The sequence below is a fragment of the Cellulosimicrobium sp. ES-005 genome, assembly GCF_040448685.1.
Taxonomy (GTDB): domain Bacteria; phylum Actinomycetota; class Actinomycetes; order Actinomycetales; family Cellulomonadaceae; genus Cellulosimicrobium; species Cellulosimicrobium cellulans_G.
In genome coordinates this window covers 4504270-4524254 of sequence record NZ_CP159290.1, presented here as the reverse complement: position 1 = coordinate 4524254, position 19985 = coordinate 4504270, and the positions used below count along the sequence as shown (strand labels likewise).

17 protein-coding genes are annotated in these 19985 nt (G+C 74.1%); 8 read left to right on the top strand and 9 right to left on the bottom strand.

The window, feature by feature from the left end; genetic code table 11:
- Window positions 1-42 precede the first annotated feature (42 nt).
- From ychF to ABRQ22_RS20140, 3 genes are read right to left on the bottom strand one after another with little or no spacing between them, the layout of a single operon-like run.
- On the bottom strand, window positions 43-1128 hold the full coding sequence (gene ychF, locus ABRQ22_RS20150; RefSeq protein ID WP_253051050.1) for a redox-regulated ATPase YchF: 1086 nt from the start codon (window positions 1126-1128) through the stop codon (window positions 43-45).
- Window positions 1129-1180: 52 nt separating this feature from the next.
- On the bottom strand, window positions 1181-2767 hold the full coding sequence (locus tag ABRQ22_RS20145; RefSeq protein ID WP_253051049.1) for a hypothetical protein: 1587 nt from the start codon (window positions 2765-2767) through the stop codon (window positions 1181-1183).
- Window positions 2749-3621 (bottom strand): ATP-binding cassette domain-containing protein, encoded by an 873-nt coding sequence (locus ABRQ22_RS20140; RefSeq protein ID WP_353707971.1) that lies wholly within the window; start codon window positions 3619-3621, stop codon window positions 2749-2751. Before ABRQ22_RS20140 ends, ABRQ22_RS20145 begins: the two co-directional genes overlap by 19 nt.
- 121 nt (window positions 3622-3742) lie before the next feature.
- On the opposite strand from ABRQ22_RS20140, the gene rmuC reads away from it, so the two are divergent.
- The gene (gene rmuC, locus ABRQ22_RS20135; RefSeq protein ID WP_047232772.1) at window positions 3743-5251 is read left to right on the top strand and encodes a DNA recombination protein RmuC; all 1509 of its coding nucleotides are present in this window, start codon (window positions 3743-3745) and stop codon (window positions 5249-5251) included.
- 39 nt (window positions 5252-5290) lie between these two features.
- Here the strand turns inward: rmuC and ABRQ22_RS20130 are convergent, their stop codons facing one another.
- Entirely contained in the window at window positions 5291-6313 is a 1023-nt protein-coding gene (locus tag ABRQ22_RS20130; RefSeq protein WP_353709592.1) for a 4-hydroxy-3-methylbut-2-enyl diphosphate reductase, read from the bottom strand.
- A gap of 289 nt (window positions 6314-6602) precedes the next feature.
- Between ABRQ22_RS20130 and ABRQ22_RS20125 the strand changes: the two genes are divergently transcribed.
- From ABRQ22_RS20125 to ABRQ22_RS20110, 4 genes are all read left to right on the top strand, one after another.
- Entirely contained in the window at window positions 6603-8063 is a 1461-nt protein-coding gene (locus tag ABRQ22_RS20125) for a polysaccharide deacetylase family protein (protein WP_353707970.1), read from the top strand.
- An 82-nt stretch (window positions 8064-8145) separates the two neighbouring features.
- Window positions 8146-9504 (top strand): exodeoxyribonuclease VII large subunit, encoded by a 1359-nt coding sequence (gene xseA / locus ABRQ22_RS20120; protein ID WP_353707969.1) that lies wholly within the window; start codon window positions 8146-8148, stop codon window positions 9502-9504.
- A 61-nt stretch (window positions 9505-9565) separates the two neighbouring features.
- The gene (locus tag ABRQ22_RS20115) at window positions 9566-9862 is read left to right on the top strand and encodes an exodeoxyribonuclease VII small subunit (RefSeq protein ID WP_353707968.1); all 297 of its coding nucleotides are present in this window, start codon (window positions 9566-9568) and stop codon (window positions 9860-9862) included.
- Window positions 9862-10827, top strand: coding sequence for a carbohydrate kinase (locus ABRQ22_RS20110; RefSeq protein WP_353707967.1), 966 nt, complete (start codon window positions 9862-9864; stop codon window positions 10825-10827). The genes ABRQ22_RS20115 and ABRQ22_RS20110 overlap by 1 nt, the downstream gene beginning before the upstream one ends.
- 59 nt (window positions 10828-10886) lie before the next feature.
- Here ABRQ22_RS20110 and ugpC read toward each other — a convergent pair whose 3' ends face one another.
- The 4 genes from ugpC to ABRQ22_RS20090 form a co-directional block, all read right to left on the bottom strand.
- The gene (gene ugpC, locus ABRQ22_RS20105) at window positions 10887-12140 is read right to left on the bottom strand and encodes a sn-glycerol-3-phosphate ABC transporter ATP-binding protein UgpC (protein ID WP_353707966.1); all 1254 of its coding nucleotides are present in this window, start codon (window positions 12138-12140) and stop codon (window positions 10887-10889) included.
- 118 nt (window positions 12141-12258) lie between these two features.
- Window positions 12259-13110, bottom strand: coding sequence for a carbohydrate ABC transporter permease (locus tag ABRQ22_RS20100; RefSeq protein ID WP_353707965.1), 852 nt, complete (start codon window positions 13108-13110; stop codon window positions 12259-12261).
- Window positions 13110-14168 carry a sugar ABC transporter permease gene (locus ABRQ22_RS20095; RefSeq protein WP_353707964.1) on the bottom strand — a complete coding sequence of 353 codons (1059 nt, stop codon included), beginning with the start codon at window positions 14166-14168 and terminating at the stop codon, window positions 13110-13112. Before ABRQ22_RS20095 ends, ABRQ22_RS20100 begins: the two co-directional genes overlap by 1 nt.
- Window positions 14165-15457: an extracellular solute-binding protein gene (locus tag ABRQ22_RS20090; RefSeq protein WP_353707963.1), complete on the bottom strand. Its 1293-nt coding sequence runs from the start codon at window positions 15455-15457 to the stop codon at window positions 14165-14167. Before ABRQ22_RS20090 ends, ABRQ22_RS20095 begins: the two co-directional genes overlap by 4 nt.
- A gap of 129 nt (window positions 15458-15586) precedes the next feature.
- Between ABRQ22_RS20090 and ABRQ22_RS20085 the strand changes: the two genes are divergently transcribed.
- Together ABRQ22_RS20085 and ABRQ22_RS20080 are read left to right on the top strand one after the other, a co-directional pair.
- Window positions 15587-16264, top strand: a complete 678-nt coding sequence (locus ABRQ22_RS20085; RefSeq protein WP_353707962.1) for a carbonic anhydrase — start codon at window positions 15587-15589, stop codon at window positions 16262-16264.
- Window positions 16265-16361: 97 nt separating this feature from the next.
- Complete coding sequence (locus ABRQ22_RS20080; protein WP_253051037.1) at window positions 16362-17807, top strand: class II fumarate hydratase; 1446 nt, start codon at window positions 16362-16364, stop codon at window positions 17805-17807.
- Window positions 17808-17901: 94 nt separating this feature from the next.
- Here the strand turns inward: ABRQ22_RS20080 and ABRQ22_RS20075 are convergent, their stop codons facing one another.
- Window positions 17902-18390 (bottom strand): MarR family transcriptional regulator, encoded by a 489-nt coding sequence (locus ABRQ22_RS20075; protein ID WP_353707961.1) that lies wholly within the window; start codon window positions 18388-18390, stop codon window positions 17902-17904.
- 75 nt (window positions 18391-18465) lie between these two features.
- Between ABRQ22_RS20075 and ABRQ22_RS20070 the strand changes: the two genes are divergently transcribed.
- Entirely contained in the window at window positions 18466-19962 is a 1497-nt protein-coding gene (locus ABRQ22_RS20070; protein ID WP_353707960.1) for an FUSC family protein, read from the top strand.
- Window positions 19963-19985: the final 23 nt, after the last annotated feature.

Here is a 19985-nt window from a genome sequence, read left to right as displayed (position 1 = left end):
TGCGCGTCTCGTCTCGCTCCGCTCGCTCACGACCGTTCAGGGTCAGACGTTGAAGCGGAACTCCACGACGTCTCCGTCGACCATGACGTAGTCCTTGCCCTCGACGCGCGCCTTGCCCGCGGCGCGCGCGGCGGCGACGGACCCCGTCGCGACGAGGTCGTCGAACGAGACGACCTCGGCCTTGATGAAGCCGCGCTCGAAGTCGGTGTGGATGACGCCCGCGGCCTGCGGCGCGGTCCAGCCCTTGCGGATGGTCCAGGCTCGCGCCTCCTTGGGGCCTGCGGTGAGGTAGGTCTGCAGCCCGAGGGTGTCGAACCCGACGCGCGCGAGCTGGTCGAGCCCGGCCTCGTCCTGCCCCGACTCGGCGAGCATCTCCTTCGCCTCGTCCGGCTCGAGCTCGACGAGCTCGGACTCGAACTTCGCGTCGAGGAAGATCGCCTGGGCGGGTGCGACGAGCGCGCGCAGGCGGTCCTGGAGGTCGTCGTCCGCGAGACCGGCGTCGTCGGTGTTGAAGACGTAGATGAACGGCTTGGCCGTGAGGAGCTGGAGGCTCGCGACGTCGGCGAGGTCGAGCCCGGCGGCGGCCGCGCCCTGGAAGAGCGTCGTGCCGGCCTCGAGGATGGCCTGTGCCTTCTGCGCGGCGTCGAGGAGGGCGGCGTCGCCCTTCTTGATCTTCACCTCCTTCTCGAGGCGAGGGACCGTCTTCTCGAGCGTCTGGAGGTCGGCCAGGATCAGCTCGGTGCTGATGGTCTCGATGTCGCCCTCGGCGTCCGTCGAGCCCTCGACGCGGACGACGTCCGGGTCGGCGAAAGCGCGGGTCACCTGGCAGATCGCGTCGGCCTCGCGGATGTTGGCGAGGAACTTGTTGCCGAGCCCCTCCCCCTCGCTCGCGCCCTTGACGATCCCGGCGATGTCGACGAACGACACGGTCGCGGGCAGGATGCGCTGGCTGCCGAAGATCTCGGCGAGCTTGTCGAGCCGCGGATCGGGGAGCGAGACGACGCCGACGTTCGGGTCGATCGTCGCGAACGGGTAGTTCGCCGCGAGGACCTGGTTGCGCGTCAGGGCGTTGAACAGGGTGGACTTGCCGACGTTGGGCAGGCCGACGATGCCGATAGTGAGTGCCACGTCGCCCGAGTCTACGGGCCGGGGCCGCGGTGCGCGGACCCCGGCCCGGAGGTCAGGCCGCGGACATCACCTTCTGCAGCAGCTCGGGCGCGCGCCGGTCGTACGCACGGGCGCCCCAGCGGACGCCGAGGAGCAGCACGAGGACCCCGACCGCGGCCCCCACGACGAGCGTCACCCAGCCCACGACCGGCAGGTCGGCCAGGATCGCGACGAGACCGGGCACGAGGAACGGGAGCGACAGCGCGAGCACGAGCAGCATCGCGACCGACTGCGCGACGAGCGTCGCCATCGCGGCGCCCTGCGGCTGCTTGAACGGGCTGTCGCCGGGCTTCGGCACCGGGTACAGCAGCCGGGCCGACGTCGCGCTCGAGACGCCGGTCGCGACCAGGAGCGTGCCGACGGTCAGGCCGAGCAACGCCGGCAGCGCGTCCCAGCGTCCGGCTACCGCGACCGAGACCACCGCGAAGACGAGCGTCACGACGCCACCCGCGACCAGCACCGGGAGGGCCCGTCCCCATCTGTCCGCGCGCCCGGAGACTCCCGTCGACACGTGCAGCGCGAACGCCGTGTGGTCGTACGCGATGTCGGCCGAGATCGAGAAGCCGAGGATCCATGCCGTGAACGGCGCGAGGGCGAGGAAGATCTCGGAGCCCGACCCCCCGCCCACCACGAGCAGCACGACCGGGATGAGCGGGACGACCGCGATGGACCCCGAGTAGCGCGGGTCGCGGAGCCAGTACGTCGCGGTGCGCGCCGCGACCGCCCCCGTCGGCGTCGCGGGGAACCGGGAGAAGAAGCCCAGCCCCTTGGCACGCCCGCCCGACCCGGAGGTGGGCGGCGTCACGAGCGCACGGGCGAGGGCCTTGTCCCACACGACCCACGCCACCGCGAGGGTCGCCAGCGCGACGACGAGCCGCGCGAGCGCGAGGCCCCACGCGCCGTCGTGCACCGCGGCGCCCAGGCCCCACGGGGCACCGAACGGCGTCCAGGCCGCGATCTCGGCGAGGCGCGTCACCATGCCCCGCACCGCGTCGCCGTCGACGGGGCCCTCCCCGAGCTGCGAGCCGACCCAGGCGAAGGCCGGGCCGACGAGGACGAGCGGCACGAACGCGGCGATCGTCACGACCTCGCGGTAGCGGCGCGACTCGAGCAGCGGGGCGAGGGCCGTCGTCGTCGCCCGTGAGCCGACGACGCAGAGCGCCACCGCGAGGACGGCGCCGACCAGCGCGGCGAGCACCGCGAGGGGCGTGCGCCACCACGCGAAGGAGACGCCGAGCGCGGCGAGGGCCGTGACGATCCCGGGGACCGACACCACGCCCGCGACCGCGAGCCCGGCGAGGAGCCGGCGCTGCGGGATGCCGAACAGGACGAAGCGCTGCGGGTCGAGGGTGGCGTCGACGCCGAACGCGAAGAGCGGGATCACCCACCACCCGAGGACGGCGAGCGTCCCGACGAGGATCATGATCGACCCGGCGAGCGCGGGGTCGTCCGTGCCGAGGACCACCATCCCGACGACGAGCAGCCCCACGACGAACACCCCGTAGAGCGCCGCGACGAGGAACCCGATGGTCTGCCACACGCTCCGCCGGAACGTGTTGCCCATCAGGGTGAGCTTGAGCCTTACGAACTGCGCAACCACGCGAGGCCCTCCGTGCTCTGCCGCCCGCCGACGAGGTCGACGAACCGGTCCTCGAGGCTCTGGTCGCCGCGCACCGCGTCGACCGTGCCCGCCGCGAGGACGTGGCCGCCCGCGACGACGGCGACGTGGTCGCACATGCGCTGCACCAGGTCCATGACGTGCGAGGACACGACGACGGTCCCGCCGCTGGCGACGTAGCCCGCGAGGATGTCGCGGATGTTGGCGGCCGAGACCGGGTCGACGGCCTCGAACGGCTCGTCGAGGACGAGCGTGCGGGGGGCGTGGATGAGCGCGGTCGCGAGCGCGATCTTCTTGGTCATGCCGGCCGAGTAGTCGACGACGAACGTCGTGGCGTCCTTCGCGAGGTCGAGCGCGGCGAGGAGCTCCGCCGTGCGCTCGGCCACCGTGTCCCGGTCCATGCCGCGCAGCAGGCCCGCGTACGTGACGAGCTGCGCACCGGTGAGCCGGTCGAAGAGCCGGACCCCGTCGGGCAGGACGCCGAGCTGCCGCTTGCCCGCGACCGGGTCGGCCCAGAGGTCGGTGCCGTGCACGTGCGCGGAGCCCGCGTCGGGGCGCAGGAGCCCGGTCGCCATGGAGAGCGTCGTCGTCTTGCCGGCGCCGTTGGGCCCGACGAGCCCGTAGAAGGAGCCCGCGGGGACGTCCAGGTCGATGCCGGCGACCGCGATCTTCTCGCCGAACCGCTTCCAGAGCCCGCGCAGGGAGAGCGCGGCGGTCGGGTCGGGCGGCGTGGGGGGGCCGGGCTGCGTCCCGGGGACGGGCCCGGTCACCGGTCCGGGCACGGCGCCGGGCACGCCGGCCGGGGCGACGGGTGGTAGGGGCGTGGGATCGACCATGCCGCCAACGTAGCGGAGGGTCCCGACGCCGGGCGGTGCCTTTTGTCACGAGGTGTCCGCCGGGACGGGGCGCGCGACGTGTCGGACCCGTCGTGTCGGTCCCCCGTGGGAGGGTGCCGCCATGGACACCTCGGGATGGTTGCTCTTCGCGGTCGGCCTCGTGCTGGGGCTCGTCGGCGGTGCCGCGCTCGTCCTCACCGTGCGGCGCGCGTCGCCCGACGCCGCCGCGGCGGAGGTCCGCCGCCTCACCCAGCTCCTGGGCCAGGCGCAGCAGGAGGCCGCGCGCGGCGCGGGGCTGGCGGAGCGGCTCGAGGCCGAGCGCGAGGGCTTCGTGCGCCAGCTCGGCGCGGCGCAGCGCAGCGCGGACGAGCGCCTCGACCTCGCGCGGGCGACGCACGAGCAGCAGCTCGCCGAGTTGCGGGCCGCGGCCGAGCGCCGCGTCGAGGAGGTCCAGGGCGACCACCGCCGGCTCGAGGCGCAGTTCGAGGCGCTCTCGCGCAAGGTGCTGGCCGCGGGCACGGAGCAGTTCCTCGTCCAGGCGGAGGAGCGCCTGCGCCGGAGCCAGGAGCAGGGCGCGGCGGAGCTGGAGCGCCGCGAGGAGGCGGTGCGCCACCTCGTGGAGCCGCTCGCGGGTGCGCTCGAGAAGGTGCGCGCCGAGGTCGCGGAGGCCGAGCGTGCGCGGCTCGCGGCGCACGGCAGCCTCGCCGAGCAGGTGCGGGGGGTCCGCGACGCGTCGGAGCTGCTGCGCGCCGAGACGTCGCAGCTCGTCACCGCGCTGCGGTCGTCGCAGGTGCGCGGCGCGTGGGGCGAGCTGCAGCTCCGCCGCGTGGTCGAGGCGGCCGGCATGCTTCCCCACGTCGACTTCGTGGAGCAGGACCAGGTCGCGACGGACGACGGCGCGCTGCGCCCCGACATGGTGGTGCGCCTCGCCGGGGGCAAGCAGGTCGTCGTCGACGCCAAGGTCGCGTTCCTCGGCTATCTCGACGCGCAGGGCGCCACCGACCCCGCGGTGCGCGCCGACCGGCTCGCCGCGCACGCTCGCCACATGCGCAAGCACGTCGACGACCTCGGGGCCAAGCGCTACTGGGACCAGTTCGGCCCGGCGCCCGAGTTCGTCGTCATGTTCGTGCCCGCGGAGTCGTTCCTCTCGGCGGCCGTCGAGCAGGACCCGTCGCTCCTCGAGCACGCGGTGTCGAAGAACGTCGTCATCGCCACGCCCATGACGATGGTCGCCATGCTGCGGACCATCGCGTACGCGTGGCGCCAGGACGCGCTCGCCACCAACGCCCAGCAGGTGCTCACGCTCGGCAAGGAGCTGCACGGTCGCCTCGCCGTCATGGGGTCGCACCTCGCGAAGCTCGGGCGCCAGCTCCAGAGCGCCGCGGACTCCTACAACCGGACGGTCGGCTCGCTCGAGACGCGCGTGCTCGTCAGCGCGCGCCGGTTCGCGGACCTGCACGTCGTGGACGACGACCTCACGACGCCGCCGACGGTGAACCCGCAACTCAGCGCCGTGAGCGCGCCCGAGCTGCTCGCGTCCGTGAACGAGTCCGTGGTCGCGATCGACGAGCGCCCCGAGGACCGTGAGGACTCCCGCCGGGAGCCGTCAGCCGGCGGGGCGAGCGCCTGACCGCCCGTCCGGAGCCGGCGGCCACGGACGACCCGACCGTCAGACGGGCTGGACGGAGAGCGAGGTGCGGCCCCCGCGGGCCGGACGACCGCCGTCGGACCCGGACGACGTGAGGTCCGCGCGCAGCTCGCGCGGCAGCGAGAACATGAGGTCCTCCGTCGCGGTGCGGACCTCCTCGACCTCGCCGAACCCGCGCTCCGCGAGGTACGCGAGGACGTCGTCCACGAGGATCTCGGGCACCGACGCGCCCGACGTCACCCCGACGGTCGTCGCGCCGTCGAGCCAGGCCGGGTCGATCTCCTTCGCCCGGTCGACGCGGTAGGACGCACCGGCACCCGCCTGGAGCGCGACCTCGACGAGGCGCACCGAGTTCGACGAGTTCGCCGAGCCGACGACGATGACGACGTCCGCGTCCGGTGCGAGCTTCTTCACGGCGACCTGGCGGTTCTGCGTCGCGTAGCAGATGTCGTCGCTCGGCGGGTCCTGGAGCGTCGGGAACCTCTCCCGCAGCCGGCGGACCGTCTCCATGGTCTCGTCGACCGACAGCGTGGTCTGCGAGATCCACACGACCTTGTCGGGGTCGCGGACCACGACGTCGTCGACGTGGTCGGGCGAGTCGACGACCTGGACGTGGTCGGGCGCCTCGCCGGCCGTGCCCTCGACCTCCTCGTGCCCCGTGTGGCCGATGAGGAGGATGTCGTAGTCGTCCTTGGCGAAGCGCACGGCCTCCTTGTGGACCTTGGTCACGAGCGGGCACGTGGCGTCGATCGTGTCGAGGTTGCGCGCCGCCGCGGCCGCCTTGACCGCGGGCGAGACGCCGTGGGCCGAGAACACGACGCGCGCGCCCTCCGGCACCTCGTCGGTCTCGTCGACGAAGACCGCGCCGCGCTCGCTCAGCGTCTCGACGACGAACTTGTTGTGCACGATCTCCTTGCGCACGTACACCGGCGCGCCGTAGTGCTCGAGCGCCTTCTCGACCGCGACGACGGCACGGTCCACCCCCGCGCAGTAGCCGCGGGGCGCGGCGAGCAGGACGCGCTTGCGCGGCGCGACGCTCGGCAGGACCGCCTCCGACGGGACGGCGGGGCGGTCGGACGGGTGCGCGGACGAGCCGGCGGGAAGGTCGCTCACGCCTCGAGTCTAGGCGAGCGCCCGCGCGCCGACCCCGGTGAGGCCCGTCACCCGCCGACCGTGCCCGCACTCCTCCCGCCCTCGTCACAGCACCGCCGCCGGTGCTCCACCGTCCCTCCCCCGCGTCCGCGCGAGGACGCCGGAGCGCCGAGACGGATCTCACCCGCGCGGGACGGCCCTCCCGGTCGCCGGACCTCCGGGCGGCCGTGAGGATCGAGGGATGGCCGACGACCTCGACCCGACCGACCCCGAGACTCCTGCCGCCGCCGACCCGGGCGAGCCCGTGGGAACCACCGACCCCGCCGGACCTGCCGAGCCCGGGCGGAGGAGGCGGCGCACGTGGTGGTGGCTCGCGCCCGGCGTCGCGGTCGTGGTGGCAGGCGCGCTGGTCCTCGCGGCGTCCGTGGAGCACGACCGGTGGGTCGCGTCCGTCGACCGGTACCACGCCGACGTCGAGCAGGCCGAGCACGACGCCGCGACCGCCCGTGCCGCGGCGGAGGCGGCGTACGTGCCCCGCCTCGCCGCGCTCGCCGTCGCGGACGTGGTCGGCGGCGCCGTGCTGACGCAGAGCGACGGCCAGGTCGTGGACGCCGCCGTGCGGGACCCGCTGGCAGCCGCGCTGCCGGACGCCGCGACGCTCCTCGGGACGCCCGTCGAGTACCCGGTCGAGGTCCGCACGGTCGACGCGCTCTCGCGCCCGAACCCGTTCTTCCCCCGCGATCTGCCGGAGCGGCGGTTCGAGGTCGTCACGGGGTCCACTCCGTCTCCGGAGGAGCTCGACGACGCGACGTCGGCGGTCGCCGTGGCGACGCACGACGTCGCGACGGCGTGGCAGCAGTGGGCCTACGACGGGCTGGAGGACGCCGTGACGGAGGGGCGCCCCGTGCTCGCGGAGTCGGCGGGGCTCGTCTCGGACGAGGCGCACCGCACGGCGCTCGACACCGCGCTCGCCGCCGCCGGCACGACGCTCGACGCCGGGGTGGGCGGCGCACCCGTCGCCGAGACGGTGGCACAACGGGACGCCGTGCTCGCCGCCACGGAGGCGGTGTGGAGCGACCGGCTGGCGCTGACGCTGCAGCAGCGCCGCGAGCTGGGACGCGCGCAGGGCGTGGACTGCGCGGTCGACCGGTGCGTCGCGCTGACGTTCGACGACGGGCCCGGCGCGGACACCGAGCGACTGCTGCGGACGCTCGCCGAGAAGCACGTCACCGCGACGTTCTTCCTCGTCGGGACCAACGTCGAGAAGCGCCCCGACGTGGTGCGGGACACGGCCGCCGCGGGGCACCTGCTCGCGAACCACACGTGGGACCACCCCCAGCTCACGACGCTCGACGACGACGAGGTGCGCGCCGAGCTCGAGCGCACCCAGGAGGCGATCACCACGGCGTCCGGGGCGACGCCGACGTTCTTGCGCCCGCCCTACGGCGACGTCGACGACCGTGTCCGGTCGATCGCGACCCGCACGGGGCTGCAGGTGATCCTCTGGAACCTGGACACGCTCGACTGGAAGACCAAGGACGCCGCCGAGACCCGACGGCGCGCCGTCGAGGGCGCCCGGCCGGGGAGCGTCGTCCTCATGCACGACATCCACGCCACGACGGTCGACGCCGTGCCCGGCATCATCGACGACCTGCGCGCCCAGGGGTACCGGCTCGTGACGGTCGACCTGCTCGCCCCGTGAGCGACCGCGCGTCCCCCGCGCCGCACGCGCCGACCGGTGGGCGCGCCGGGTGGACGTGGGTGGGGTACGGCAGGCTGGACCCGTGACCGCCTCGCTCCCCCCGCCCGACGACGTCCCCCGGCCGGGCGCGTCCGCGCGGGGCTCCCGGCCCGGGGACCGTGGCCCGCTCCCGGCGCGCGCGCTCGAGACGAGCGCGGAGCACCCGTGGCCGGTGCGTCTCCTCGCCCGCAAGATCGAGCAGTACGTGGAGCGGATGGCCCCTGTGTGGGTCGAGGGCCAGGTCGTGCAGCTCAACCGGAGGCCGGGGACGTCGACCGCCTTCCTCACGCTGCGCGACACGGACCTGGACATGTCGCTGCCCGTGTCCGCGGCCACGCGCGTCCTGGACGGCACGCCGCTCGCGGAGGGCGCGCACGTCGTCGTGCACGCCAAGCCGGTCTTCTGGGCGCGGCGCGGCTCGCTCCAGCTCCAGGCGCGCGAGATCCGCCCGGTCGGCGTCGGCGACCTGCTCGCGCGCATCGAGCACCTCAAGCGCGTCCTCGCCGCCGAGGGGCTGTTCGACGCCGACCGCAAGCGGCCGCTGCCGTTCCTGCCGAAGGTCGTCGGGCTGGTGTGCGGCCGGGAGTCCAAGGCCGAGCACGACGTGGTGGTCAACGCGCGCGCCCGCTGGCCTCGGGTCCGGTTCGAGATCCGAGAGGTCGCGGTCCAGGGGGCGCACGCCGTCCAGCAGGTGGGCGACGCGATCCGCGCGCTGGACGCCGACCCGGACGTCGAGGTGATCGTCGTCGCGCGCGGCGGCGGCGCGGTGGAGGACCTGCTGCCGTTCTCGAACGAGGCCCTCGTCCGGCTCGCGGCGGCGTGCCGGACCCCGCTCGTCAGCGCGATCGGGCACGAGACGGACAGCCCGCTCCTCGACCTCGTGGCGGACTACCGCGCGTCCACGCCGACGGCCGCCGCGCGGCGCGTCGTCCCGGACGTCGCGGAGGAGCGGGCCCGCCTGGTCCAGGGGCGCCACCGGCTGCGTACGGCGATCGCGGGGCGCGTGGCACGCGAGCAGGCCCTGCTCGACGGCCTCCGGTCCCGCCCGGTCCTGGCCGCGCCCCACACGATGCTCGCCGACCACGCCGAGCGCGTGGCCGCGCTGCGCGACCGCGCACGACGAGCTCTCGACACGCGGCTCGTGCGCGCCTCGGGCGAGGTGGGCCGGTTGGAGGCCCAGGTCCGCGCCCTGTCGCCGGCGTCGACGCTCGAGCGGGGGTACGCCGTCGTGCAGCGGGCGGACGGACACGTGGTCCGCTCCCCCGACGACGTCGCGGTGGGAGACGTGGTCCGCGTGCGGCTCGCCCGTGGCGGGCTCGACGCGGCGGTGGCCGCCACGCGCGACGGCGACCCCCCGCACACCGGCGGGCCCTCGCCCGACGTCCCCCGGGGCGCGCCGTGAGGCGCCTCCCGCGCCACGCGGCAGCCGGTTCCCGGACGCCCGTTCCGACCACGACGCACAGATGGGGTTGAATACTGCCGTGAGTTTCTTTGACAACGCTGTCACGACCGACGTCGCGACGCTCTCGTACGAGCAGGCGCGCGACGAGCTCGTGCAGGTCGTCGCGCGGCTCGAGGCCGGCGGCGAGCCCCTCGAGGCCTCGCTCGCGCTCTGGGAGCGGGGAGAGGCGCTGGCCGTGCGCTGCCAGGAGTGGCTCGACGGTGCGCGGGCCCGGCTCGACGCCGCACGCTCCCAGGACGCGGGAGGCACGCACGACGAGTCCGACGAGACCCCCGACGACACCACCGGAGACGACTGATGAGCACCTCCCCCGCCGCCCCCGCGACCGACGGCGCCCCGCAGCGCCACGAGCACGTGCTCGTGGTCGGTGAGGCGTTGATCGACGTGGTGCACCGCGCCGACGGCAGCGTCGACGAGCACCCCGGTGGCAGCCTGGCGAACGTCGCGCTCACCCTCGGGCGCCTCGGGCGCGACGCGCGTCTGGCCACGTGGGTCGCGCCGGACGCGCACGGGGACGCGATCCGGGCCTGGCTCGACGACTCCGCCGTGACCCTCACCCCCGGCAGCACCGGGGCCGGTTCCACGAGCGTCGCCACCGCCCACCTCGACGCCCAGGGCGCGGCCAGCTACGAGTTCGACCTGGAGTGGCGCGTCCCGGCCGGCACCGCCCCGGGCACCGGCACGCTCGCCGTGCACACCGGCTCGATCGCCGCGGTCCTGGAGCCCGGCGCGTCCGACGTGCGCGCCCTGGTCGCCGCCGCGCGCGACACCGCGACGATCACCTACGACCCCAACGCCCGCCCCGCGCTCATGGGCGACCCCGCCGACGCCCGCGCCCGGATCGAGACGCTCGTCGCGCTCGCCGACGTCGTCAAGGTCAGCGACGAGGACCTCGCCTGGCTCGTGCCCGGGACGGACCCCGTCGCGGTCGCGCGCGACTGGCTCGCGCTCGGCCCCGCGCTCGTCGTCGTCACCTACGGCGGCGAGGGCGCCCTCGCCCTGACCGCGGCGGGCGAGCAGCGCGTCACGGCCCCGCGGGTCGAGGTCGTGGACACCGTCGGCGCGGGCGACTCCTTCATGGGCGCGCTCCTGGACGGGCTCTGGGACGCCGGCCTGCTCGGCGCCGACCGCCGCGACGCCCTGCGCGCCGTCGACACCGCCACGCTCACCCGCCTCCTCGAGCGCTGCGCCGCCGTCGCCGCCGTCACCGTCTCGCGCGCCGGCGCCAACCCACCGCGCCGCACCGAGCTCACGACCGCCTGAGCCGGTCCCGGCGCGTGTCGGCCGCCCGGGCAGGTCGCCCGGGCGGCCGGCACGGCACCTCAGACCTGGGCGTCCTGCTTCTGGGCTCGCTCCAGCGACCGCTTGCGGTCCTCGGCGTTCTCCTCCTCGATGCGGTCCGCCTCGGCGTCGTCGCGCGTGAGGTTCTCGCTCGTCTCGGGGTCGAAGATCATCATCTTCGTCGGGTCGAACCACAGCTCCGTCGTGTCGCCGTCGCGCACGCGCGACGCGGAGTCCAGGGCGACGACGAACTGGCTGCGCAGTCCCTCGCCGTCGAGCTCGCGGTCCAGCTCCTCGAGCTGGCCCTTCACGGACTCGTGCATGTCGAACGGCACGTACGCGTAGAGCTCCGCCCCGAGCCACTCCGTGACGTCGATCTGGATCTCGAACGTGTGGCCGCGGTCCTTCTTGGACGGGTCCACGAGCCGCGCGTCCTCGAAGTGCTCGGGCCGCAGCCCCACGATGACGAGGCTCCGGTCGCCCACGACGGACGCGACGTTCTCCGGTATGTCGAACTCGCCGAACGGCAGCGTGATCCGCCCGCCCGACACCTCGCCCGGCAGGAAGTTCATGGGCGGCGTGCCGATGAACCCCGCGACGAACAGGTTGACGGGCTGCTCGTAGAGGCCGCGCGGGCTCGCGACCTGCTGGAGGACGCCGCGGCGCAGCACCGCGACGCGGTCGCCGAGCGTCATGGCCTCGGTCTGGTCGTGGGTGACGTAGACGGTCGTCGTGCCGAGGCGCCGCTGGAGCCGGGCGATCTCCGTGCGCGTCTGCCCGCGCAGCTTGGCGTCGAGGTTGGACAGGGGCTCGTCGAAGAGGAACGCCTTCGCGTCGCGCACGATCGCGCGCCCCATCGCGACGCGCTGGCGCTGGCCGCCGGACAGGTTCGCGGGCTTGCGGTCCAGGTGCTCGCGGAGGTCGAGCATGTCGGCCGCGCGCTCGACCTTCTCGCGGATCTCCTCCTCGCTGTGCTTGCCCTTGGCGAGGCGCAGCGGGAAGGCGATGTTCTCCGCGACCGTGAGGTGCGGGTACAGCGCGTAGTTCTGGAACACCATCGCGAGGTCGCGCTCGCGCGGCGCCTTCTCGTTGACGCGCGTGCCGTCGATGTCGAGCTCGCCCGAGGTGATGTCCTCGAGCCCGACGATCATGCGCAGGACCGTCGACTTCCCCGAGCCGGACGGGCCGACGAGGATGACGAACTCGCCGTCGGCGATGTCGAGGTTCACGCGGTCCACCGCGAGGAACCCGTCGCCGTAGCGCTTGACGATGTCCTTGAGGGTGATCGACGCCATCAGCTCTCTCCTCGGGTTCGGCGTGCGGCACGGTGCCCGACGACGCGGGCGGGGCGCGGCGGTGCCGCGGCGGGCAGCGGGGTCGGCTGCCGAGTGGTCCCCCGGCGATCGGTCGTGCTCATCCCTTCACCGCCCCCTGGGTCAGGCCGGAGACGATCTGACGCTGGAAGAGCACGACGAGGACGACGACCGGGATCGTCACCACGACGGCCGCCGCGGAGATCGCGCCGGTCGGCTCCTCGAAGTACGACGCCCCCGTGAAGAACGCGAGCGCCGCCGGGACGGGACGGGCCGCGCTCGTCGACGTGAGCGAGATGCCGTAGACGAAGTCGTTCCAGGCGATGAAGAAGGCGATGAGCGCCGTCGTGAAGACGCCCGGCGCGGCGAGCGGGACGATCGCCTTGCGGAACGCCTGCCACGGCGTCGCGCCGTCGACCTGGGCCGCCTGCTCGAGCTCCCACGGGATCTGCCGGAAGAACGCGGCGAGCGTCCAGATGGAGATCGGGAGCGTGAGCGACAGGTACGGGATGATGAGGCCCAGCCACGTGTCGTACAGGCCGATGTTGCGCCAGAGGTTGAACAGCGGCGTGACGATCGAGACGACCGGGAAGATCGAGACGCCGAGCGCCGTCGTGAGGATGAGGCGCTTGCCCGGGAAGTTCAGGCGCGCGATGGCGTACGCGCACAGCGTGGCGAGCACGACGGCGATGAGGGTCGCGATGAGCGAGATGCCGATGGAGTTGCGCAGCGCCGACAGGAACAGCTCCTGCGCCGAACCGCCCGAGGCGAGGATCTGCTCGTAGTTCGCGGTGCTCCACTGCGGCGGCAGGAAGGTCCCGGAGTTGATGTCGCTGGGCCCCTTGAAGCTCGTCATGAAGATCGACAGGACGGGGAACAGCGCCCCGACGAGGACGACGACCGTGATGACGGCCCACCAGATCTTGGCCCGGGTGCTGAGGACGCTGCCCATCACTTCTCCCCCCTCGCTCCGGCGAGATCCACCTTGAAGAGCTTGATCGCGACGAAGCAGATGAGCACGACGCACAGGAACAGCAGCACGGAGATCGCCGAGCCCATGCCGATCTGGAGCTGGCCGATCGAGGTCCGGTACGCGAGCAGCGAGAGCACCTCGGTGCCGTTGGCACCGTTCGTCATGATGAAGACGTTGTCGAAGATGCGGAACGCGTCGAGAGCGCGGAACAGGACGGCGACCATGATCGCGGCCTTCATGTTCGGCACGATGACCCGCGTGAACCGCTGCCACGCGGTCGCGCCGTCGACCTTGGCGGCCTCCTCGAGGTCGCCCGGCACCTGCGCGAGTCCGGCGAGCAGGAGGAGGGAGATGAACGGCGTCGTCTTCCAGACCTCGGACATGATGATGACGAACAGGCTCGTGCCCTGCTGCGCGAACCAGTTGAGGTCGGGGCCGATCCCCGGGACCCAGTCGAACCAGTGGTTGACGTACCCGGACGTGATGTCGAACGCGTAGAACCACGCGAACGCCGAGACGACCGTGATGATCCCGTAGGGCACGAGGATCGCGGTGCGCAGGAGCCCGCGCAGGCGCTTGATCGCGCGGTGCATGACGAGCGCGAGCGCGAAGCCGAGGACGAGCTCGACGAGCACCGTGACGACCGTGATGAAGAGCGTGACGCCGAGGTCTCGCCACCACACCGAGTCCGTGAGGATCACGACGTAGTTGTTGAGCCCGACGAACGCGCGGTCGTCCGGGGCGGTGAGCTTGTAGTTGAAGAGCGAGTCGTAGACCGCCTGGAGGATCGGGTACAGCGTCACGGCGAGCATGACGACGAACGCCGGTCCGGCGAGGTACCACCCGAGGCGCGCCTCGGCGCGGGCCCGGTCGCTGCGCGCGGCCTTCGCGGCGGCGTCGGGCGCGCCGCGGGCGTCGTCCCGGTGCTCGCGGCGCGACTCCGGGGCGCGACGCGTCGGCGCGTCGTCGGTGGTGGTCGACGGCGTGGAGGCGTGCCGGCCGCGGGGTGCGGGCTCGGCGGGAGGTCCGGCGTTCACAGGAGTCGCTCCCCTCGCAGGACGGCGGTGATGAACTCGGTGGACTGCTGCGGGGTCGTGTCGGGGTCGACGGACGCCGGCGGGTACCACGTCTGCTGCAGGCCCGTGGAGACCTCGTTGTAGAACGGCGTCTGCGGTCGCGGCGCGGCCTGGTCGAGCGAGTCGCGGATGACGTCGTACATGGGGAAGGCCTTCTGGACGTCGGGGTCGTCGTAGGCCTTGATGCTCGCCGCGGGGTTCCCGTTGGTCACGAAGTACTCGGCCTGGTTCTCCGGGCTGACGATGCACTGCGCCGCCTCGTAGGCGAGGTCGGTGTGCTTGCCGAACGCCCCGATGCCGAGCGAGATCCCGCCGTACGGCGGGCGGGCGTCCTCGCCCTCGGTGGTCTGCGGGTAGAGGGCCCAGCCGATGTCGTCGAGCAGGGACTGGTCGAGCGACCCCGCGTCGACCGCGCTCTGGGTGGAGGACCAGACGAACGGCCAGTTGACCATGAACGACCCGCGGTCGCCCTGGAACTTCGTCAGGGAGGCCGGCTCGTCCTCGCTCGGCAGCCCCGGACCGCCGACGCCGGACGTGCCGATCTCGCCGATGATGGTCGCCGCGGCCTTGCCCGCGTCGGTGTCGAGGCCGAGCTTCACCTCGTCCGCGGGCGCCTCCGGGTTCTCGAGGATGTGTCCGCCCGCGCCCTCGACGAGCGCGTTGATCCACACCGTCAGCGACTCGGCCTTGGCGCCCTGGACCGCGAGGAGCTTGTCCTGGTCCTGCGCGGCCTGCATGATCTGGTCCCACGTGACGGGCTGTGACAGGTCGAGCCCCGCGGCCTCGGCGACCGACTTGCGGTACCAGAGGAGCTGCGTGTTGGCCCAGAACGGGATGGCGACCAGCTCGTCCTTCCACGTCGACGCGTCGATCGCGCCCTGCACGACGTCCTGCGTCGTCGCGTCGGCGACGTCGGCGGGCACCGGGGCGAGGAAGTCGGCCTCCGCGAACTCGGCGATGAACACCGGGTCGAGGCTCATGATGTCGATCGACGAGTCCTTCGCCGCGAGGCGGCGGGCGAGCTGCTCGCGCTGCGACGCGGCGTCGCGGGGCAGGAGCTCGGTCTGGATCCGGTACGCGCCCCCGGCGGCCTCCGTGCAGGCCGCGGCGATGTCGGCCTGCCCGCCGTTGTCCGGGTTGATGTACCACGTGAGCACCGGCGTCCCGTCGTCGCCCGGGCCGCACGCGGCGAGCGGCGCCACGAGCCCCGCGGCGACCAGGACGGCGAGTGCTCGGGTGCGTCGGCGCACGTCGGCTCCCCTCGGTCGCGGCTTCCCCCGTCTCCGGGGTGTCACCCTCCATGGCTACACCTCCCGGGCGCGGCCCGCCATGCGAACGGGCACGTCATGAGGGCCGCGCGGTACGCGATGATGGGAGCCATGACCTCTCCCACCCCCGCACCGCCGGCCCGTTCGCTCACCCCCGCCGAGGCGTGGGCGACGCTGCGGTCCGGCAACGACCGCTTCGTCGCCGACGCCCCGCTCCACCCGTCGCAGGGCGCGGACCGACGGCGGGAGACCTCGGCGGCACAGCACCCGCACACGGTGCTGTTCGGGTGCTCGGACTCGCGCGTCGCGGCGGAGATCATCTTCGACCAGGGCCTCGGCGACATGTTCGTCGTGCGCACCGCGGGCCACGTCGTCGACACGACCGTGCTCGGGTCGATCGAGTACGGCGTCGAGATCCTGTCCGCGCCGCTCGTCGTCGTGCTCGGTCACGACTCGTGCGGCGCCGTCGGTGCCGCGGTGGACACGCTGACGACCGGCGCCCAGGCGGACGGGTTCGTCCGGGCCGTCGTCGACCGGGTCATCCCGTCGATCGCGAAGATCACGGGCGCCGGGAACGGCTCGCTCGAGAACCTCGACCCCGCCGTGCTGCGCCGCGAGCACGTGCGCAACACGGTCGACATGCTCCACTCGTACTCCGCCGGCCTCGCGGCCGCGGTCGCGGACGGGCGCTGCGCGATCGTCGGCGTCGAGTACGACTTCGCCGAGGGCCGCGCCCACCTGGTCGACGTCGTGGGCGACGTCGGCGAGGCGCCCCTCGCCGACGCCTGAGACCCCGTCCACGCGTCCGGACGACGCCTCCCGCGACCCGCGTGACCTCGGTCACGCGGGTTGCGGGAGCCCGCGCGCGGTGCGGCAGGATGGCCCCATGACTGCATCTCCCGAGGCCTCCGGCGGCGTCGCCGGCGAGACCGCACCGACGACCGAGTACCGCATCGAGCACGACACCATGGGCGAGGTGCGCGTCCCCGCGCAGGCTCTCTACCGCGCGCAGACGCAGCGCGCCGTGGAGAACTTCCCGATCTCCGGCACCCCGCTCGAGCGCGGCCACATCGAGGCCCTCGCACGCGTGAAGAAGGCCGCGGCCCGGGCGAACGCCGAGCTCGGCGTGCTCGACGAGGACGTCGCCGCCGCCATCGTCGCCGCGGCCGACGAGGTCGCCTCCGGCGCGCACGACGCGCACTTCCCGGTGGACGTCTACCAGACCGGGTCCGGGACGTCGTCGAACATGAACACGAACGAGGTCCTCGCGACGCTCGCCACGCGCTCGCTCGGGCGCGACGTGCACCCGAACGACCACGTGAACGCCTCGCAGTCCTCCAACGACGTGTTCCCCACGTCGGTGCACGTCGCCGCGACCGCCGGGGTCGTGCGGGACCTCGTGCCCGCGCTCGGCCACCTGGCCGACGCGCTCGAGGCGAAGTCGGCGGAGTTCGCGACCGTCGTGAAGTCGGGCCGGACGCACCTCATGGACGCGACGCCCGTCACGCTCGGGCAGGAGTTCGGCGGCTACGCCGCGGCGATCCGCTACGGCGTCGAGCGGCTGGAGTCGGCGCTCCCCCGCGCCGCGGAGGTCCCGCTCGGCGGCACCGCCGTCGGCACCGGCATCAACACGCCCGCCGGGTTCCCCCAGCGCGTCATCGCGCTGCTGGTCGAGGACACGGGCCTGCCCCTCACGGAGGCCCGCGACCACTTCGAGGCGCAGTCCTCGCGCGACGGCCTCGTCGAGCTCTCGGGCGCGCTGCGCACCATCGCGGTGTCGCTCACCAAGATCTGCAACGACCTGCGCTGGATGGGCTCCGGCCCCAACACGGGCCTCGGCGAGATCTTCATCCCCGACCTCCAGCCGGGCAGCTCGATCATGCCGGGCAAGGTGAACCCCGTCGTCCCGGAGGCCGTGCTCATGGTCGCCGCGCGCGTGATCGGCAACGACGCGACCGTGGCGTGGGCCGGCGCGTCGGGCTCGTTCGAGCTCAACGTGCAGATCCCCGTCATCGCCCAGGGCGTCCTCGAGTCGATCCGCCTCCTCGCGAACGCGTCGCGCGTGCTCGCGGACAAGACCGTCGCGGGCATCACGGCGAACGTCGAGCGCGCGCTCGCGCTCGCCGAGTCCTCGCCGTCGATCGTCACGCCGCTCAACCGCGTGATCGGCTACGAGGCGGCCGCCAAGGTCGCGAAGCACTCCGTCAAGGAGGGCCTCACCGTCCGCCAGGCCGTGATCGACCTCGGCTTCGTCGAGCGCGGCGAGGTCACCGAGGCGCAGCTCGACGAGGCGCTCGACGTGCTGTCGATGACGCGCCCGCCGCAGGCCTGACCCGCCGGACCGACCGTTCCGCCCGCGAGCCGGGTGGGGTGCGCGCGCACCCCGCCCGGCTCTCGCCGTCCGGGCTCCGCAGCGGTCCCCGCGGTCAGTAGTCGACCGGGTCGAGGCGGCGCAGGACGACGCCGAGCAGCCGTGCGAGCTCGGCACGCTCGTCCTCGTCGAGGTCCGCGAGCGCCGCGCGCTCCCGGTCGAGCTGCTGCGGGAAGACCTCGTCGACGAGCGCGACCCCGTCCCCCGTGAGGGCGACGAGCACGCCGCGCCGGTCGCGCTCGGCGACGGTGCGCTCGACGAGCCCGGCGCGCTCGAGCCGGTCGAGGCGCTTGGTGATGGACGCACCGGGGGCGCCGGTCATCGTGGTCACCTCCCCCGCGCGCAGCGGACGCCCGGCGCGCCGCAGCGCGGCGAGCACGTCGAACTCCGCACGCGAGACGTCGTGGCGCGCCGCCGAGCGTTCGAGCGCGCCCTCGAGGAGGCCCGCGACGCGGCGCAGCCGCGCCCCGACGGCGGAGGTCGAGGTGTCGAGGTCCGGGCGCTGCTCGGCCCACTCCGCTCGCACGCGGTCCACGTAGTCCACAGGTCCAGGATAGGGCGGGCATCACAGTATTTCACTGGTGAACCATTCTGGAACGACCGCTACCCTGGGACGGACATGCCTCTCCTCCCGCCTCTCCCGTCCCCCGCGGTCGCCGCGCTCGCACCCGTGCGCGCCGCGGCGCAGGACGTCCTCGACCCCGCCCACCTGCGTGCCGCCCTCCACGTGAACCCTGCCGACGCGACGCTCGCCGCCGCGCTGCGGTGCGGCGCCGCCGTCGCGCTCGCGATCGCGGTGCCAGGCCTGCTTGGCCGTCCCGACCTCGCCGCGTTCGCCTCGCTCGGCGCCCTGACCTCGCTCTACGGGCGCTACGACCCCTATCGTCGCCGCGCCGCCCTCCTCGCCACGGTGGGGGCTCTGATGACGGGGACGATCGCCCTGTTCACGCTCCTGGCTGTCGTCGGCGCGCCCACGCTCGCGACGACCGCGGCCGTCGCGGCGCTCGCTGCGGGCGCGACGGCGTTCTGCCTCCTCGTCCGGACCGGCCCCCCGGGCGCGACGATCGTCGTCTTCGCCGCCGGGGCGGGCCTCGCGGGATCCCCGGATCTCGGCGACCTCGTTCCCCGCGTGCTCGCCGGCGCGTCCGGCGCGCTCCTCGCGTGGCTCGTCTGCATGGCCGGTGCGCTCGTGCGGCCCACAGCGCCCGCGCGTCTCGCCGTCCGGCGCGCCGCCGACGCCGTCACGGTCGCCGCGCGAGAGGCCTCACCCGGGGCGGGCACGTCGGCGGTCGCCGCGCGGGAGGCCTCGCCCGGGGCGGGCGCGTCGGCGGCCGTCGCGCGAGAGGCCTCTCACGGTCGGGACGCCGCCCCCGGCGCGCGCTCGACCGACGCCGCGCCCCCCGTGCCGAGCCGGCACGCCGCCCGCGCGGCACGGCTCGCGGTCGCCCGGGCGCGCGACGTGCTCGCCGACGACGCGTCGTGGCGCCTGCCCCGGGGCGCCGTCCCGGCTCTCGCCCGCGAGCTCGACGAGATCGAGCGGGTGCTCGACGCCCTGGGCGTCCCGCGGGACGACACCGCGGCACCCGTCCGTACCTCGCTCACCGCCCAGGCGCGGTCCCGCATCCGTGGCCCGTGGCGGCTCGCGACGGCGCGCGTCGGGATCTCCGGGCTCGTCGCCGGCGGTGTCGCCGCGGTCGCCGGCCTCGGGCACGCCGCCTGGGCGACCATGGGCTCGACCGCCGTCCTCCAGGGCGAGTCGGCGCGCCACGCCGTCGTGCGGGCGCTCCAGCGCGGGGCCGGCACCGTCGCGGGCGCGCTGCTCGCGTGGCCGCTGCTCGCCGCGCCGCTCGGGTTCTGGGGGACGGCCGCGGTCGTCGTGGTGCTCCAGACCGTGACCGAGACGATCGTGGGACGCCACTACGGTCTCGCGATGCTCACCATCACGCCCATGGCGCTCCTCATGACGTCGCTCGCACACCCGGCCGACCCCGCCGGGCTCGCGCTCGACCGCGCTCTGGACACGGTCCTGGGCGCCGCCGTCGGAGTCCTCGCGGTGGTCCTCGTCCACCCGCGCACCCGCCCCCGCGCGAGAGAGAACCCCGGTACCGCGAGGTAGAGCTCTGGCACCGCGAGGTAGAG

Bases quoted from the DNA above. Each gene is read 5' to 3' on its own strand.
- ABRQ22_RS20080 (WP_253051037.1), top strand. From the start codon at position 16,362: ATGACTGCATCTCCCGAGGCCTCCGGCGGCGTCGCCGGCGAGACCGCA.
- ABRQ22_RS20110 (WP_353707967.1), top strand. From the start codon at position 9,862: ATGAGCACCTCCCCCGCCGCCCCCGCGACCGACGGCGCCCCGCAGCGC.
- ABRQ22_RS20115 (WP_353707968.1), top strand. From the start codon at position 9,566: ATGGGGTTGAATACTGCCGTGAGTTTCTTTGACAACGCTGTCACGACC.
- ugpC (WP_353707966.1), bottom strand. From the start codon at position 12,140: ATGGCGTCGATCACCCTCAAGGACATCGTCAAGCGCTACGGCGACGGG.
- ABRQ22_RS20070 (WP_353707960.1), top strand. From the start codon at position 18,466: ATGCCTCTCCTCCCGCCTCTCCCGTCCCCCGCGGTCGCCGCGCTCGCA.
- ABRQ22_RS20100 (WP_353707965.1), bottom strand. From the start codon at position 13,110: ATGGGCAGCGTCCTCAGCACCCGGGCCAAGATCTGGTGGGCCGTCATC.
- rmuC (WP_047232772.1), top strand. From the start codon at position 3,743: ATGGACACCTCGGGATGGTTGCTCTTCGCGGTCGGCCTCGTGCTGGGG.
- ABRQ22_RS20125 (WP_353707970.1), top strand. From the start codon at position 6,603: ATGGCCGACGACCTCGACCCGACCGACCCCGAGACTCCTGCCGCCGCC.
- ABRQ22_RS20140 (WP_353707971.1), bottom strand. From the start codon at position 3,621: ATGGTCGATCCCACGCCCCTACCACCCGTCGCCCCGGCCGGCGTGCCC.
- ABRQ22_RS20085 (WP_353707962.1), top strand. From the start codon at position 15,587: ATGACCTCTCCCACCCCCGCACCGCCGGCCCGTTCGCTCACCCCCGCC.